Origin of the sequence: Streptomyces yerevanensis, assembly GCF_000716805.1 — a bacterium.
Taxonomy (GTDB): Bacteria; Actinomycetota; Actinomycetes; order Streptomycetales; family Streptomycetaceae; genus Streptomyces; species Streptomyces flaveus.
Genome location: NZ_JNWJ01000029.1, coordinates 55,494 through 71,894, shown reverse-complemented (window position 1 = coordinate 71,894; position 16,401 = coordinate 55,494). Strand labels below are relative to the sequence as shown.

The 16,401-nt window shown below is 69.0% G+C and carries 15 protein-coding genes; 7 read left to right on the top strand and 8 right to left on the bottom strand.

Translation table 11 applies throughout. The annotated features are described in order from the left end of the window. The first annotated feature begins 131 nt into the window (after positions 1-131). Together OP79_RS28200 and OP79_RS28195 are read left to right on the top strand one after the other, a co-directional pair. Positions 132-1,787 (top strand): sensor histidine kinase, encoded by a 1,656-nt coding sequence (locus tag OP79_RS28200; RefSeq protein WP_078492048.1) that lies wholly within the window; start codon positions 132-134, stop codon positions 1,785-1,787. After that, positions 1,784-2,458, top strand: a complete 675-nt coding sequence (locus OP79_RS28195; protein WP_033324074.1) for a response regulator — start codon at positions 1,784-1,786, stop codon at positions 2,456-2,458. The genes OP79_RS28200 and OP79_RS28195 overlap by 4 nt, the downstream gene beginning before the upstream one ends. On the opposite strand, the gene OP79_RS28190 is transcribed toward OP79_RS28195, so the two are convergent. Both OP79_RS28190 and OP79_RS28185 read right to left on the bottom strand, forming a co-directional pair. Beyond that, entirely contained in the window at positions 2,455-3,315 is an 861-nt protein-coding gene (locus OP79_RS28190; protein ID WP_033324072.1) for an esterase/lipase family protein, read from the bottom strand. The genes OP79_RS28195 and OP79_RS28190 overlap by 4 nt on opposite strands. Before the next feature lie 173 nt (positions 3,316-3,488). Continuing rightward, positions 3,489-3,935: a MarR family winged helix-turn-helix transcriptional regulator gene (locus OP79_RS28185; RefSeq protein WP_033324071.1), complete on the bottom strand. Its 447-nt coding sequence runs from the start codon at positions 3,933-3,935 to the stop codon at positions 3,489-3,491. A gap of 95 nt (positions 3,936-4,030) precedes the next feature. Here OP79_RS28185 and OP79_RS28180 point away from each other — a divergent pair, with 95 nt between their 5' ends. Further along, on the top strand, positions 4,031-4,405 hold the full coding sequence (locus OP79_RS28180; protein WP_033324069.1) for a cupin domain-containing protein: 375 nt from the start codon (positions 4,031-4,033) through the stop codon (positions 4,403-4,405). 152 nt (positions 4,406-4,557) lie between these two features. Here the strand turns inward: OP79_RS28180 and OP79_RS28175 are convergent, their stop codons facing one another. Further along, complete coding sequence (locus tag OP79_RS28175; protein WP_033324067.1) at positions 4,558-5,640, bottom strand: S1 family peptidase; 1,083 nt, start codon at positions 5,638-5,640, stop codon at positions 4,558-4,560. Between the two features lie 286 nt (positions 5,641-5,926). Then, entirely contained in the window at positions 5,927-6,967 is a 1,041-nt protein-coding gene (locus OP79_RS28170; protein ID WP_051744977.1) for a slipin family protein, read from the bottom strand. A 98-nt stretch (positions 6,968-7,065) separates the two neighbouring features. On the opposite strand from OP79_RS28170, the gene OP79_RS28165 reads away from it, so the two are divergent. Continuing rightward, positions 7,066-7,941 (top strand): alpha/beta fold hydrolase, encoded by an 876-nt coding sequence (locus tag OP79_RS28165; RefSeq protein WP_033324063.1) that lies wholly within the window; start codon positions 7,066-7,068, stop codon positions 7,939-7,941. A 92-nt stretch (positions 7,942-8,033) separates the two neighbouring features. Here the strand turns inward: OP79_RS28165 and OP79_RS28160 are convergent, their stop codons facing one another. After that, on the bottom strand, positions 8,034-8,936 hold the full coding sequence (locus tag OP79_RS28160; protein WP_033324062.1) for a S1 family peptidase: 903 nt from the start codon (positions 8,934-8,936) through the stop codon (positions 8,034-8,036). 575 nt (positions 8,937-9,511) lie between these two features. Between OP79_RS28160 and OP79_RS28155 the strand changes: the two genes are divergently transcribed. After that, on the top strand, positions 9,512-9,955 hold the full coding sequence (locus tag OP79_RS28155; protein WP_033324060.1) for a cell division protein SepF: 444 nt from the start codon (positions 9,512-9,514) through the stop codon (positions 9,953-9,955). 40 nt (positions 9,956-9,995) lie between these two features. Here the strand turns inward: OP79_RS28155 and OP79_RS28150 are convergent, their stop codons facing one another. Together OP79_RS28150 and OP79_RS28145 are read right to left on the bottom strand one after the other, a co-directional pair. Further along, entirely contained in the window at positions 9,996-11,186 is a 1,191-nt protein-coding gene (locus OP79_RS28150) for an acyl-CoA dehydrogenase family protein (RefSeq protein WP_033324058.1), read from the bottom strand. Between the two features lie 216 nt (positions 11,187-11,402). Continuing rightward, a complete protein-coding gene (locus tag OP79_RS28145) occupies positions 11,403-13,019 on the bottom strand; it encodes an MFS transporter (RefSeq protein ID WP_033324057.1) in 1,617 nt (538 codons plus the stop codon). A 261-nt stretch (positions 13,020-13,280) separates the two neighbouring features. On the opposite strand from OP79_RS28145, the gene OP79_RS28140 reads away from it, so the two are divergent. Both OP79_RS28140 and OP79_RS28135 read left to right on the top strand, forming a co-directional pair. Further along, on the top strand, positions 13,281-14,465 hold the full coding sequence (locus OP79_RS28140) for a glycosyltransferase family 39 protein (RefSeq protein ID WP_033324055.1): 1,185 nt from the start codon (positions 13,281-13,283) through the stop codon (positions 14,463-14,465). A gap of 238 nt (positions 14,466-14,703) precedes the next feature. Beyond that, positions 14,704-15,789, top strand: coding sequence for a phosphatase PAP2 family protein (locus OP79_RS28135; protein ID WP_033324053.1), 1,086 nt, complete (start codon positions 14,704-14,706; stop codon positions 15,787-15,789). A gap of 99 nt (positions 15,790-15,888) precedes the next feature. Here the strand turns inward: OP79_RS28135 and OP79_RS28130 are convergent, their stop codons facing one another. After that, positions 15,889-16,104 (bottom strand): I78 family peptidase inhibitor, encoded by a 216-nt coding sequence (locus OP79_RS28130; RefSeq protein WP_033324051.1) that lies wholly within the window; start codon positions 16,102-16,104, stop codon positions 15,889-15,891. Positions 16,105-16,401 lie beyond the last annotated feature (297 nt).

Genomic DNA, 16,401 nt, shown 5'->3' with positions numbered 1-16,401 from the left:
GAGCTCCGAGAAGTGCGGCTCTGCGAGTTCTCATGGCTCATCTCTTTCGCTTGGGCGAGTCCGGCGCCATGATTGTGCGGTTCCGCGGACAGTCCGTCTGCCTTGTGTGAGCATTGAAGGTTGAGTTCATAGTGGTCGTTACGTCACGCCGCCACACACTGGCCGGTGAGCTGCTGGTATTGCAGCTCGCCATCGTGGTGTTGGTGCTGGTCGCGGTCGCCGCGGTCTCCCTGGCGCAGTCGAAGGCGACGTTCGACCGGGTGGAGGGACGACGGGTGGCCCTCCTCGCCGAGGAGATGGCCGGAAACCCACTGCTGCGCACCCAGCTCGTCCGGCCCGCACCCGCCGAGACCCTCGCGCCGCTGCTGCAGACCAGGCTGACCCAGTCGAACGTCAGCTCCGTGACCGTCGCCGACGAACACGGTGAGATCGTCGCCGCCACCAATCCCACCCTGGTGGGGACACTCCTGCCGGTCGACGGGACCAGCGTCTCCCAGGCGCGCGGCTGGTCGGGCGAGCTGTCGGTGGACGGGGTCCGCGAGCTGGTGGCCCAGGCTCCGGTGCTCAGTGTGGAGCCGAAGCACATCGGCGAGCATCTCGGCACGGTCATGATCGGACGGGTCTCACCGACGGCCTGGCAGCGGCTGAACGGCGCCTCGTCGTATCTGCTCGCCTACCTCGGCATCGCGAGCGTGCTCGGGGTGGTCGGGTCCTGGCTGCTGGCCCGGCGGATCAAGCGCCAGACCTTCGGCCTCGAACCACGCGAGATCGCGGGCCTCGCCGAGCACCGCGAGGCCATGCTGTTCGGGATCGCCGAGGGCGTGATCGCGCTCGACCCGCAACTACGGCTCACGCTGGTGAACGAAGTGGGCCGCAAACTGCTCCGTCTTCCCGAGGACTGCGTCGGGATGAGCCTGGCCGACCTGGGGATCGAGGGCAGGCTGTACGACGTACTGGCCGGGACTGGTGGTAAGCACGGCGCCGAGCGGCGCGACGAGGTGGTGGTACGCCGGGGTCTGGTGCTGGTGATGAACCGGATGGACGTCATGAAGGACGGCCGTCGGCTGGGCTCGGTGACGACCCTGCGGGACCGTACCGAACTGGCCCAGCTCGAACGCGAACTGGGCTCGTTCCGCAGCAGCACCGAACTGCTTCGTGCGCAGGCCCACGAGTTCTCCAACCAGCTGCACACCATCTCCGGACTCATCCAGATCGGCGAGCACGACGAGGTCGTGCGCTATGTCCGCGCCCTGCGAAAACACCGTGAGTCGCTCGATCTGACCCTCACCAGCCGGGTCCGCGACCGGGCCGTCGCCGCACTGCTCATGGCCAAGTCCGCGCTCGCGGCGGAGCGCAAGGTCCGGCTGCGGATCTCGGAGCTCACGGCGCTGGAGAGGCTGGAGCCGATGGACGCCGCGGACGTGGCGACGGTGCTCGGCAATCTCGTCGACAACGCCCTCGACGCGGCCGCGGCCGCGGCCTCGGAGCATGGGGACGACGCCTGGGTGGAGGTCGAGCTGCGCCAGGACGCCTCGAGCGTGGAGATCGTGGTACGCGACTCGGGTCCCGGCGTGGCTCCCGAGCTCGCGCAGGAGGTGTTCTCCCACGGCTTCACCACGAAGGCCGCACAGGGCGGCGACCGGGGTATCGGCCTGGCGCTCACCCGGCTGGTCTGCACGCGCAGAGGTGGCGAGGTGTCGGTGGCCAACACAGAACCGGGCGCCGTGTTCACCGCCCGGATGTCCGTGGGGCAGTTGGCCGATCGCGAGACGGAGGAAGTCCGATGATCGACGTACTGGTTGTCGAGGACGATTTCATGGTGGCGCGGATCCACCGCGGATTCGTCGACGGTGTCGAGGGCTTCCGTGTGGTCGGAACGGTGAACTGCGGGGAGCAGGCGCTCGCCGCCGTCGCCGAGTTGCAGCCCGACCTGGTTCTGCTCGACCTCTATCTGCCCGACATGTTCGGTCTGGACGTCATTCCCCGGCTGCGGACGGCGGGCCATGACTGCGATGTGCTCGTGATCAGCGCCGCCCGCGAGGCAGAGGCCGTCAGGGGCGCCGTCCGCCAAGGCGTGGTCGACTACCTGCTGAAACCGTTCGACGCCGACGACCTCAAGGAGCGACTGGAGCGCTACAGCGCCCGGCGCGGCAATCTGCACGCCGCCGTGGTCACCGGGCAGGCCGACGTGGACCGGGCACTGGGCCGGGTGACGGCGCCGGCCCGGACACCCACGCTGCCGAAGGGGATGAGTGTGGAGACCGCGGAACTGGTCGAACGCGCACTGCGCACAGCCGACGGAACCTTGTCCGCGGCCGAGTGCGCGACCCGGGTCGGCATCTCCCGTGTCAGCGCGCGCCGCTACCTCGAGCACCTCGCCGTCACGGACCGGGCCGAGGTGTCGCTGCGCTACGGGCACGCGGGCCGGCCCGAGCGCCGCTACCAGTGGCAGGCCTAGCCCGAGACAGAAGCGCAAGTGGTCGGTTTGGCGTGCGCCGGATCGAGGGCGTTGGCCACCTCGTGGTGGGCGATGCGGTCGAAGAGGCCGAGCGCCACATGCTCGGAGAGGTTGGTCGCACACAGGTCCTGGAGCAGGACATTGCGTACGTTCGGGCCGTCGAGGAACTGCGAACGGTACGGCGTGACCACCTCGTCGTACTTGGTGGCGATGACCGTGTAGTCGACACCCGGCACCGTGTCGCCGCCCGCGTTGAGCTTGGCCAGGAAGGCGGAGCCGACCGTCTGCTCGGCGAGGGACGGCGTGGCCTTGGACAGCAGGTCGCCCACGCCGGGGAAGTACGGCAGCAGGTTGGTGAGACCGTTCAGGGTGGTGCCGTGGTTGCTGGGCCCGAGGCCGACGAGGGCGTTCACCTTGGCGGCTCCGCCCAGGAACTTCAGGTAGTAACGGGGCATCAGGCCGCCCTGCGAGTGACCCACGAGGTCGGTCTCGGCGGCGCCGGTCGCGGCGAGCACCTTGTCGACGAAGGCCCGGAGTTGCTCTGCCGACTTGTCGATCGGGCCGAGGCCGTGAAAGAGCGGGACGCCGGGCAGTTGGCCGTAGTCGAGCGAGAAGACGCAGTAGCCGCGCTTCTTCAGATACGGCGCGAGGGCCGGCCAGTTGTCGACGGAGTTCCCGAAGGTGCCGTGGACGAGGACGACGGGACGGGGGTGGGCGGCGGAGGGCTTGCAGGAGTAGTTGTTCCAGCCCGAGCTGGGGGCGGCCTTTGCCTGTGCGGTGGCGGCGGGGGTGACGAGGACGGCGGCGGTCAGCAGCAGCGCGGCCAGGGATCTGGCCACTCGCTTCCAGGGCAGCATCGAGTGATCTCCTTGCGGCTCAAGGGAGTTGCGACGACGTACGCCCTGTGATCCGGATCACGAGGATGCTGTTCACTTGTCAAGTTACGATCGAGTAGTGCAACTGTGAAGTACGCGTCAGCAAAAACTTCCAGTGATAGCCAACGACGACATCGAGGCGTAGTGACGAATCGTCACCAGATGGGCTTGATGGGCCCGTAGGGCGCGATGCGCACCAACCGCTCCCGCAGCGCCCGGACTTCACCCTCCCCGAGCAGCTCGACCCACGGCCGCACGGCCTCCGCCGCCGCTTCCTCCGCGGCCCGAGTACAGGCCCACCCCTGCTCGGTGAGCACGACCAGCCGGGCGCGCGCGTCATCGGGATGGGGTCGCCGCTCGGCGTATCCCTTGCGCACGATCTCGTCGACGAGTTGACTCGCGGCCTGCTTCGTCACCCCCAGATGGGCGGCGAGCTCGGTGACCGTCGCACCGTCCGGGGCGAGCCGGGTGAAGGTGAACCCGTGCGCGGGCCGCAGCCCTTCGAAGCCGCGGGCCTCCACCCCGTCATGGATGCGCTGCGTGAGCTCACCCGCGACGGCGAGCAGGGCGGCGGACAGGGCCATGGCCTCGGAGTTCTGCACGCCTGCATTGAAACACCCTTGACGGACTGGTCAAGCTGCTTGACCATGGGACCATATGGTCAAGCAGCTTGACCATCTATCGATCGGAGGCCGCCATGCCCGTAGTCCGCTCGTCCGAAGCCGTGACCCACGAGATCCACGGCGCCCGATTCGTCTCGTACGCCACTCCCCGCACCGGAAGCAAAGAACTCTGCGCCTGGCGAGGCGAGATCCCCGCCGGGACCAAGGCCCCCGCACACACCGTCAACCGCGAGGAGATCTTCCACCTGCTCGAAGGCGAACTCCTCATCACCCTCGACGGCCGCACCGAACGCGTCACCGCCGGCGACACCGTGATCATCAACCCGGGCGCCACCCTCCGCGTCGAGAACCCCACCGACCGGACCGCGATCTCCTGGGTCACCACCTCCATCGGCTTGGAGGCGGTACTGGCCGACGGCAGTCAGATCACCCCGCCCTGGGCCAACTGACCGCCCCGCAAGGCGACTTACGCCAAGGCCGGCGCCCCCGGCCCCACCTGCGCAAAAGCCGGAAAACGCGAAGAGTCCCGCCCCCGCAGAAGCTGCGCGGGGACGGGACCCTTCGATGCGATGGAGCGAATTGGTGGAGCCGTGTGGAGCTGTCAGCCGATCTCGGTGCCGGTGGCCTCAAGGGCCTCCGTGACCGGCTGGAAGAAGGTCTCGCCGCCGGAGGTGCAGTCGCCGCTGCCGCCGGAGGTGAGACCGATCGCGTTGGTGCCCGAGAAGAGCGAGCCGCCGCTGTCGCCGGGCTCGGCGCAGACGTCGGTCTGGATGAGCCCCTCGACGACGTCGCCGCCGCCGTAGTTCACGGTGGCGTCCAGGCCGGTGACCGTGCCGTCGGACACCTGGGTCGTGGAACCGCTGCGGATGACCTCCATGCCGACGGTGGCCTCGGCCGCGCCCGTGATCTCCTGGGCGGTGCCGTCGTAGAGGTTCACCTCGCTCGGGTGCTCCACGTCCGCGGTGTACTTGACCAGGCCGTAGTCGTCGCCCGGGAAGCTGGAGTCGGCGTTCTCGCCGATCACGTTGCCGTCCGCGTCCGACCAGCTGGTGATCGCCTCGGTGCAGTGACCGGCGGTCAGGAAGGCCGGCTCGCCGCCCTGGACCACGTTGAAGCCGAGCGAGCAGCGGCTGCCGCCACCGGTGATGGCGTCACCGCCGGCGATGAAGGGCTTGAACTCGCCCTTGGTGGTCTTGAGTTCGGCCTTGGCGCCGAGCTTCTCGACGACCTTGGTCAGCTGGGCCATCTTCGCGCCCTTGACCGTGCGGTCCGCGGTGACGACGATCTTGTTGGTGGTCGGGTCGGTCGCCCACGAGGTGCCGGCGATCGTCGCGTCCTGCTTCAGCGTCGTACGGGCGCTCTTCAGCTCGGCGAGGGAGTTCTCGACGATTCTGGCCTTGCCTCCCGCCGACTCGACGGCTTCGGCCGCGGCCTTGTCGAGCACGTTCACGACGAGGTTCTTGGCCTTCGCGTCGTAGTACGTTCCCGCCGCGTCGGCACCGAGGTCCTTGCCGAGCGTCGAGGCGAGCTTTCCGGCCGCGGTGACCGAGAGGGTCTCGGGCTTGGGTGCGGCCGTGGTCTCACTCGCGTTCGCGGACTGGAAGGTGACTCCCGCGGCCACGAGTGCGGCGATGCCCGCACCTGCCACGGCGGCACGCCGCTTGGGTATGCGTCGGTGCTTCAACTTACGTCCTCCTGTGGGGGGTCGACCGCGGCGGCTATGGGGGCCGTCGCGACCGGAAGGTGTACGGGCATGGACACGACAAACAGCAAAAGCCACGTCCACGCCAACGGACGCCGCCCACTATTCCGATCCTTACGGGGAGCACACAAGGCCTACTTCAGGACGCGCACTCGGCAACAAGCGTGCGCCCCCCGCAGGTTGACGCGCGTTGACCGGCCGGAATAAACACCACGTCAATTCCCGTAGCAAACACTACGTGCGAGTAACTATCGGCGCTCTGTGAGGTCTACACCTGTCCGGATTTCGACCCTCCGGAGTCCGGATCGAACGGCTCGGGAACCGGCGGGAGTTGCTCCCGCAGCGATTGCTCCGCCATCGACGGCGCCGACCGCTTCGGCTCGGACGCCGACTCGTACGAAGGCGCAGGCGACGACTCAGCCGTCGACTCGGCCGGCGGCTCCTTCGCCCGGGCCAACTGCTGCTGGGGCTGCGACAACAGCTTCTGAAGCTGGGAGAACAACTCCGGGGAGGGCAGCGAAGGCTGCTGCTCCTGGGAGGGCGGCGCCGGCTGCTGCGCACGCTCCAGGAAGCGCAGCAGCTCCACCGGGAAGGGCAGCACCAGCGTGGAGTTCTTCTCAGCCGCGACCGCCACCACGGTCTGCAGCAGCCGCAGTTGGAGGGCGGAGGGGGTATCGGCCATCTCCTTGGCCGCCTCGGCCAGCTTCTTGGAGGCCTGCAACTCGGCGTCGGCGTTGATGATCCGGGCCCGCCGCTCGCGGTCGGCCTCCGCCTGCCGCGCCATGGACCGCTTCATCGTCTCCGGCAGCGACACATCCTTGATCTCGACCCGGTCGATGGTGACGCCCCACTCCACGGCCGGGCTGTCGATCATCAACTCCAGGCCCTGGTTGAGCTTCTCGCGGTTGGAGAGCAGATCGTCCAGATCGCTCTTGCCGATGATCGAGCGCAGCGACGTCTGCGCCATCTGCGCCACCGCGAAGCGGTAGTCCTCGACCCGGATGACCGCGTCGGCGGCGGACACCACCTTGAAGTAGACGACGGCGTCCACGCGCACCGTGACGTTGTCCCGGGTGATCCCCTCCTGCCCGGGCACCGGCATCGTCACGATCTGCATGTTGACCTTCTGGAGCCGGTCCACGAAGGGCACGATCATGGTGAATCCAGGCCCGCGCACTTCGGATCGCAGCTTGCCGAGCCGGAGGACCACACCCCGCTCGTACTGTTTGACGACCCGCGCCGCCGCCGCCACGTACACCGCTCCGACGGATCCGAGAGTCAGCCCGGCCGTCACCAGCTCCTCGATCATTGCGACCCCCAGGGTCCGTATCGGGCGCATCAGGTGTGTACTTCAGGTACTTCGACGGTAACTCCGGCGCGGATGCGAAGGGGAGATGGAGGACGCAGGTGCCGAACGGCATTCGGATGCGGGACGGACGGTGGCTGGCGATCGAGGAGTGGGGTGATCCGGGCGGTACGCCGGTGGTACTGCTGCACGGCACACCGGGCTGCCGCTCCGGGACGGTGCCGCAGGATCTGGTGGACGAGCGTCCCGGGGTGCGGTTCATCGCATACGACCGCCCGGGGTACGGGGATTCGGACCGTGGCCCGGGCCGCCGGGTGGCGCACGCGGCGCGGGACGTGGCCGCGGTGGCCGACACCCTGAAGCTCGGCCGGTTCGCGGTGCTCGGCCGCTCGGGCGGTGCCCCGCACGCACTGGCCTGCGCGGCGCTGCTGCCGAACCGGGTGCGGCGCGCGGCGGCGATGATGAGTCTCGCCCCGCCGGACGCCGAAGGGCTGCGCTGGTTCGACGGGATGACCCAGTCCAACGTCGAGGAGTTCACGCAGGCGCTGACCGACCCACTGGACTTCGCCGAGCGCATCTCCGCGCGGGCTGCCGCGATCCGCAAGGACCCGGCCCAGCTCCTCGTGTCGATCCGTGACGGCCTCACCGACTCGGACCGGCGGATCATCGCCCAGCCCGCCATCAGCGAGATGCTGCTGCGCACCTTCCGCGAGGCGCTGCGCAGTTCGGCGTACGGCTGGATCGACGACGATCTCGCCCTGCTGAGCAACTGGGGCTTCGACCCGGCGTCGATCATCCGGCCCGTACTGCTGTGGCACGGCGCCCAGGACACCCTCTCCCCGGTGAGCCACTTCGAGTGGCTGGCCGAGCGCATCCCGCGCGCCCGGCCCGTACTGGACCCGGAGGCCGGTCACTTCGGGGCCCTGGAGGCTCTTCCGGACGTACTCGACTGGCTGGTTCCACGAGCGTCAGCCTGAACGAGGAGGACGGGCCCCCGCACCACACGTACATGCGGAGGCCCGTCCACTGCTGGCTGCGTGCCTGTGTTCCTTCGTGCCTTGCGCGCCGATCAGTAGACGGTGACCCCGTAGGCGCTCAGAGCCTCGGTGACCGGCTGGAAGAACGTGGTGCCGCCGGAGGAGCAGTTGCCGCTGCCGCCCGAGGTCAGGCCGTACGCGGTGCCGTTGCTGCCGTAGAGCGAGCCGCCGGAGTCGCCGGGCTCGGCGCAGACGTTGGTCTGGATCAGACCGGAGACGACGTCGCCGCCGCCGTAGTTGACGGTCGCGTTGAGGGCGGTGACCCGGCCGCTGTGGGTGCCGGTGGTGGAGCCGTCGCGGATGACGGTGGTGCCCACGCTGGGCGTGGCCGCGCGGGTGATGTTGACACCGTTGGCGGTGCCGGGCCTGCTGACGGACCCGGAGTACCGCACGATGCCGTAGTCGTTGCCCGGGAAGCTGGAGCCGGTGGTCGAGCCGATGACCGTGGTGCGGCCGGAGTTGGAGTACCAGGTGCCGGCGCCGTCGGTGCAGTGACCGGCGGTCAGGAAGAACTGCGTACCGCTGCTGTTCTGGACGTTGAAGCCGAGGGAGCAGCGCCAGCTACTCGCATAGATGGCGTCGCCGCCCTGGATGAGCTTGTTGAACTTGCCCGGGGTGTGCTTGATCTGAAGGGCGTCGGCGTTGCTGCCCGCCGCTTCCTTGATCTTCGCGATCTCCGCGTCGGAGACGGTGCTGTCGACGGTGACCATGACCTTGTTGGTCTTGGAGTCGACCGCCCAGGCGGTGCCCGGCACATCGGCCTGGAGCACCGAGGCGCCGGCCTTCTTGAGCTGGGTCGTGCTGAAGGTCTGTGCGTCGCTCGCGTTCGCGTTGGGGACGGTGACGGCGGCCGCGGCCACGAGTCCGGCACCGATGGCGATCAGCCGGGTGCGTCTCGCTATGCCGCTGCGGGGGGTGGTGCGCTTGGTCCTCACTTTTTCGTTCCTCCACTTGGGAAGTCGGGGGCCCGCGTGGGGTCGGGGCCCGTGAGGCGCAGCCAGAAGCCACATGTCCGGATTCCGAACACGTTGTGCCCCTGACAGGCGCTGGACGGAATATTCGACCGCCCGGTCGACCTGCGCAAGGGCGCCTTTCGGCCGTGCAGCGTTCAACTTGCGTACGTCCCGCGGAGATTGCTCAGGTCAGCGTGCGTATTGCGGCTCCCCCGCGACAATCGACATACCCAGGTTATTCCTCGGAACCCACCGTCAGGCAGACTCCCGACAGGCGTTGAGTCGCCGTCAGATGCTGCGTCACGGCGCCGGATCGACCACCCCGTTCACCCGTACGCTCCGGTCGTCACCCATACGCCGTCGAGAATCATATTTCACTCATAGTCAGCAGCCGTACACAGCAAGGCCCTTGGGAAACGCGGGCTCTCGACTAATTCGTTGTGCACCAGTACCGTCACGAAACCCCCGCGCGGCGTCTATCCCCTTGGCGCGACATCCGCATGATGGACGACCATAGGGATGCGGAAGCAGAAAGACCGCTGTGAGAGGAGGCGTCCATGGGATCGGTGCGCAAGGCGAGTGCCTGGCTTGGCCTCGTCGACGACAACAACAACGATGACGAGCGTTACTACGACGACGACTACGCCGAAGGTTCCGAGCCCCGGGATGCCTGGGTCACGGATCCGCGGGTGAAGGTGGCGTCGGAGGCGGCCGAGGAGAAGGGCCGCCGGATCGGCACGGTCACCCCGGACAGCTTCCGGGACGCCCGTGGGATCGGTGAGCTCTTCCGGGACGGCGTGCCCGTCATCATGAACCTCACGGCCATGGAGCCCGCCGACGCCAAGCGCGTCGTCGACTTCGCGGCCGGCCTGATCTTCGGCCTGCGCGGCTCGATCGAGCGCGTGTCGAACCGTGTCTTCCTGCTGACCCCCGCCGACACGGAGATCGTCAGCGGGGAGCCGGCGGGCCGTCGGACCGACGGTTTCTTCAACCAGAGCTAGGCAAGGCCGCTCACCGGCCCCGCCTTCCGGAGCCTGAGGGCTACCGGAAGGCGTCGAGTCCGGTGAGCGCCTTGCCCAGCACCAGTTGGTGCATCTCGACGGTGCCTTCGTAGGTCAGCACCGACTCCAGGTTCGTGGCGTGCCGCATCACGGGGTATTCGAGCGAGATGCCGTTGGCGCCCAGGATCGTGCGCGCGGTACGGCAGATGTCGATCGCTTCTCGTACGTTGTTGAGCTTGCCGAAACTGACCTGTTCGGGACGCAGCCGTCCCGCGTCCATCCGCCGCCCCAGATGGTGGGCGAGCAGAATCCCCTTGTGCAGTTCGACCGCCATGTCGGCGAGTTTGGCCTGGGTGAGCTGGAAACCGCCGATGGGCCGCCCGAACTGCTCACGCGTCTTCGCGTATTCGACCGCCGCCTCGAAACTCGACCGCGCGGCGCCCATCGCCCCCCACACGATTCCGTAGCGGGCGTGCGAGAGGCAGCTGAGCGGCCCTTTCAGCCCGGTGACCTCGGGCAGTACGGCATCGGCGGGCAGCCGCACGTCGTCGAGTACGAGCTCACTGGTGACCGAAGCCCGCAGGGACCACTTGTGCTTGATCTCGGGCGCGGAGAAGCCCGGGCTGTCGGTGGGCACGACGAAGCCGCGGATCCCGTCGTCGGTCTGCGCCCAGACGACGGCGACCTGGGCGACCGAGCCGTTGGTGATCCACATCTTCCGCCCGTTCAGGACCCAGTCGGTCCCGTCCCGCTTGGCGTACGTACGCATCGCCCCGGGGTCGGACCCGTGATCGGGCTCGGTCAGCCCGAAGCACCCGATGACCTCGCCGGCGGCCATCGGCGGCAGCCACCGCTGCTTCTGTTCCTCGGACCCGAACCGGTGGATCGCGTACATGGCGAGCGACCCCTGCACGGAGACGAGCGACCGGATCCCGGTGTCGGCGGCCTCCAACTCCAGGCAGGCCAGCCCGTACTGCACAGCACTCGCCCCCGCACACCCGTACCCGCTGAGCGACATGCCCAGCGCCCCGATCTCCCCCAACTCCCGCGCCAGCTCCCGGATCCCGGGCAGCTCCCCCGACTCGTACCACTCGGCGATGTACGGCATCACCCGATCCGTGGCCCAGTCCCGCACGGTGTCCCGGATCGCCAGATCCTCCGGTTCGAGGAGCTCGTCGAGGCCGAGGAGATCGGCGGGGTCGAAGGGGGGAAGCTTCGAGGATGCGGACATGGGGGCCTCCGGCGACGAAAAACTAGCACTGTTAACCAAGACGCACGGCAGACGTTACGACGCAGTGTCGCGCAAGTCGAGGGCTTGTTCCCTCCCACGAACCCGCAGCCGCCGACGGCGCCGCAACCCCACAGGAAACCCGCACTGGTCAGCGAAGTTGAAACGGACGGTGCGTGGGTGGGTGGGAAAAATCCTGACCGCAACCACAACGCACGATCAGACGGACGACTCCGCCCGCAGGTGTGCCGACGCCTCCCGAGGCGCAGGCACCTCCGCCAAGCCCGCCGCAGGCGCCTCGCACTCCATGGCCCGCGGCAACCGCAACGCCATAACGGCCCCGAGCAGCAACAGCCCGGCACTGACGAGCAACGTCACATGCAGCCCATGCACGAACGAGTCCCGGGCAGCATGCCGCAACGCCTCCCCCGGCTCCCCGCCAAGCCGCGCAGCGACCTCGTACGCCTCCCCCAAGGAATGACTCGCCGCAGCCGAGTCCGCGGCGGGCACTCCCCGCACAGAGGCCAGCCCCGGCGCGTACGCCGCGTTCATCACGCTACCGAGCAGCGCGACCCCGATTCCCGCACCCAGCTGATACGACGTCTCCCCGATCGCGGCAGCTCCACCCGCCTGCGACTGCGGAGCCTCACTGAGCATCGACTCGTACGCCCCGAACAACGTCACCTCGAGCCCGAACCCGAGCAGCACGAACCCGGTCAGCAGCAGCGGAGCGTTGTCGTGGCGGCCCATCCCCGTGAGCATGATGACCGCGGCGGCGGTGAGACAGAAGCCGAGGCTGACCATGATCCGCGGCCCGAAGCGGTGCAGCAGCTTCGCCCCGACAAGACCCGCGGCCATCGCGGCGACGGTGAGCGGCACCAGCCGCAGCCCGGTCTCCAGCGGCGAGAGATTCAGGACGAGCTGGAGGTACTGCGCGGCGATCAGTTCCAGACCGACCAGCGCGAGCAGTGCGAGCACGATGCACCCGACGGACGTACTGAAGGCGGGCCTGGCGAACAGCCGCAGATCGACGAGCGGATGCTTACGCCGCCGCTGCCGCCGTACGAAGGCGACGAGCAGCCCGGCTCCCACGAGCAGCGGCGCCACCGTGTAGGCGCTCAGCGGCATCTCCCCGGCGCCCAGCCGCTTGACGCCGAGGACGACACCGAAGAGCCCGGCCGCGGCCAGCAGCGCGCCGACGACGTCCCACGGCCCCTTGCCGTCCCCGGTCGACTCGGGCAGCAGCAACCGCCCGACGGGCAGGCTGACCAGCATCAGCGGGATGTTGATGAGGAAGACCGCACCCCACCAGAAGTGCTCAAGGAGGAACCCGCCGAGCAGCGGCCCGACGGCCGCGCCCACCGCGGCGACCGCGCTCCAGACGCCGATCGCCATGGCCCGCTCACGCCGGTCGGGAAAGACCTGCCGCAGGATCGAGAGCGTCGCGGGCATGATCATCGCGCCGCCGACGCCGAGCAGGGCGCGCGCCGCGATCAGGACGTGCGCGCTGTCGGCGCAGGCCGCCAGCGCGGAGGCGACACCGAAGAGGGCGTACCCGATCAGGAGGATCCGTCTGCGGCCGACCCGGTCGCCCAGGGTGCCGAACAGGATCAGCAGCGAGGCGCAGACCAGCGGATAGATGTCGACGATCCAGAGCAGCTCGATCGAGCCGGGCCTGAGATCCTCGGAGACGGCGGGTACCGCTACATGCAGCACGGTGGCATCGACGGCGACCAGCAGCAGGCTGACGCAGAGGACGACGAGGACAACCCATCGGTTTGCACCGGCCCCGGCCTCCCGACGGCGACGCGAAGCGGCCGTGGTCGTCCCGGACATGCACGTACCTCCCAGATGTTCCCTCGCGTTCGGCGGATCCGCTGGGTGGGGACTCCCTGCGGTCGCGGCCGGGAGGAGCGGTGTCCCGGTCTCACGCAACAAAGGCGAGTGAGTCGCCAGAGTACGCGAGTCCCCGCCAGTGGCGAGTGGCGGGCCTCTCACACAACTCTCAGAAAGCGTGTGGCGTGCGCCACGCTCCCCCGTGACCGAGCACGCCCCCGCCGGGCCGCCCGGTTCCGGGTCCGGCCCATAATCGAGCCCGTGACCGATCTTGAAACGCCCGTCGCGCCGGCCCGTCCGGGACCGTGGCCGCGCCGCGTCGCCCCCGCCCTGCTGGGGTACGCGGCGGTCCGCGCGCTGGGCCTGGTGGCGCTCGCCCTGTGGAGCGCCGCCCGCGACAAGAGCCCGCACCAGTTGCTCACGGCACGCTGGGACTCGCTCTGGTACACGCGGGTCGCGGAGCTCGGTTACGGCTATGAGGTACGTCTCCCCAACGGCGACGTGCACTCGAATCTCGCGTTCTTCCCTCTGCTGCCGTGGCTGGAGCGGGCGGTCTCGGCGGTGACTCCGCTGTCGTACGCGGACGCGGGCCTGCTGATCAGCACGCTGGCGTCACTCGCCGCGGCCTGGGGCATCTTCGCGGTCGCTGACCATGTCCATGGCCGCCGGGCAGGCGTGTGCGCGGTACTGCTGTGGGCGGTGCTGCCCGTCGGGATCGTGCAGTCGATGGCGTACAGCGAGTCGCTGTTCACGGCGCTCGCGGCCTGGTCGCTGTACGCGGTCCTGACCGGCCGCTGGCTGACGGCGGGCCTGCTCGCCTCCTTCGCCGGCCTGACCCGCCCGGTGGGCGCCGCGGTGGTCGCCGCGGTGTGGGTGGCGGCGATCGCCTCGTACGTACGGGATTCGTCCGCACGGGAACGGAGTGTTCCGGCACCGGATGGCACGCCCCTCTGGCGGCGCGTCCTGGGCATGCTCCTCGCGCCACTGGGCGCCGCCGGTTACGTCCTGTGGGTCGGGCAGCACACGGGCAAGGGCCCGCTGGGCTATCTCGACGTCCAGGCGGGGTGGGGCAACGGCTTCGACGGCGGCTATGCCTTCGCCCGGTTCGTCGCCGACAAGTTCACGTCCTTTCCCTCCGCCCTCGCCGGGATCGGGCTGATCGTCGGGGTCGCCCTGGTGATCTGGCTGTATGTGGTCTGCGTACGGCAGGGTCAGCCGCTGTCGCTGCTGGTGTACGCGGGGATCGTCACCGCGCTCGCCCTGTGCGCGTCGAGCTACTTCGGCTCGAAACCGCGCCTGCTACTGCCCGCCTTCCCCCTGCTGCTGCCGCCGGCACTGGCCCTGGCCCGACTGCGAACTCCCACGTCGGCGTGGGTGCTGGGGTGCGTGGCGGTGGTGTCGGCGGCGTACGGCGCGTTCTGGCTGAACGGCTCCGGTCCGCCCTGACCGCCTCCCCGCCCCCCGGTGAGCACCCGGGGAATTGCGCGCAAGCTTTTGGTGAACAAATTCAGGCGCACCCAATAACAACTCACCGGACGGAGCAACGGAATTGAAGGAAGGACGCGCCCGATAAATCCATAAGCCCGGGATAAACGCCTTCCTGAGAGGAATCCCACATCACATCGTCATCACAAAGAGCGCGCTCCGGCGTTGCGCACAGCTCACTCGCTGTAACGTCGAATACGTGCGTACCGAACGAAAGCTGACTCGTCTGGACCGGGTCTTCGCCCGGCTGGACCGTGAGCCGGAACGGCCGGCCCATATCGGCGTGCCCAGGATGAGCCGGCACAGGGTGGTTCTCCTCGCGGCCACACTCGCCTTTTACGTGGCCATCGTGTGGGCCGTGATCATCACGTCCTGGCTGGTCACGCTCGACTGGCAGGTCATGTTCTTCCGGCCCTACCAGCAGTGGCCGGAGATCCACGCGTTCCTCGACTACTACGTGGTGCTCGGCCAGCGCGGCCCCACCGCCGTGATGGTCACGGCCTGGCTGGGCTGGCGTTCCTGGCGGATGCACACGCTGCGCCCGCTGCTCGCGCTCGGCGTCTCGCTGCTGCTGCTGAACGTCACGGTGGGCGCCGCCAAGATCGGCATGGGCCGCCTGGGCCCGCACTACGCGACCACGATCGGCTCGAACGAGATGTGGCTCGGCGGCGATATATTCCCTTCGGGCCACACCGCCAACGCCGTCGTGACCTGGGGCATTCTCGCCTATCTGGCCTCGACGCCGCGGGCTCGCCGCTGGCTGTCGGCCGTCTCCGCCGTGATCTCCCTGGGTGTCGGCCTGACCACCGTCTACATCGGTACACACTGGCTGAGCGATGTGGTCCTGGGCTGGGCCGCGGGTCTGCTGATCCTGCTGGCGCTGCCCTGGTTCGAGCCGCTGATCGCCCGCGCCGAGGCCCGTGTCTTCGCCCTGCGGGACGCCTGGCGCAGCCGCCGCGCCGGTACGGCGCCGGTGCCTGCCACCGCTTCGGTGGCCGCCGCCGCGATGCTCTCGCCGCACGAAGCGCACGCCGAGAGCGTGGCCTCCGCCGCCTCTCGCGCCTCCGCCGACGAGGAGCCCGCGCCCGCGCCCCGCGAGCCGGTCAGCGCGCCGCGTACGTCCCGGACGCCCCCCGCGCCTGTCTACCTGGCGCCCGGCCCGCACACGAGCCGCGCGGAGCGTACGCCGGTGACGCCCGCCGGAAGCCGCAGACCCCCGCACTCGGAGCGAGTGACACGTGGCACCTCTCACACCAGCCAGCCCCGCCCCGTGACTGGCGGCTGAGCAGCAGACAGCGGGGCCGGTACGCACACACGGCTCCCCGCACGCGAAGGCCCTCGACTCCTGGAGCCGAGGGCCTTCGCAGTGGGCAGCGGGGGACGTTCAGCCCTTCCAGCAGCGCTTCACGACGCCGTCGCTGACCTCGAAGTTCAAGCGGCCGCTCTTGTACTCCATGGTGATGATCGCGCCCGGCGGCAGCGACCTCACGGTGGACCAGCCGCGCTCACGCGCGCGCTGCTCCGCGCCACTCGCCTCCTGACCGACGTACGCGTCCGGATTGTCCTGGGGCTCTGCCGAAGGGGTGGGAATCGGTGCCATACCGCCACGTTAGGCGCCGGAATGCGGACGGGGAAGCCCGATACCCGCCACGATCCGTCACCGGTACCTCTCCGGTCACGCTTCTGTCACAGGACCACGACACTCGATTTGGCCGAACCAAGTCACACGAACGGGCGGTTCCCGACGCGTTTCGCGCACTGCCGAACGTAATTCCTGACTAGCTTGACGGCGATCCGAATAAGCCCGAGGGGCCCGACGAAATGCGTGGCGCGTACTCGACGCACACGCCTTTCCGTTCCGAATACGCGGTGCGTCCCGAAAGGTGACACACCACAG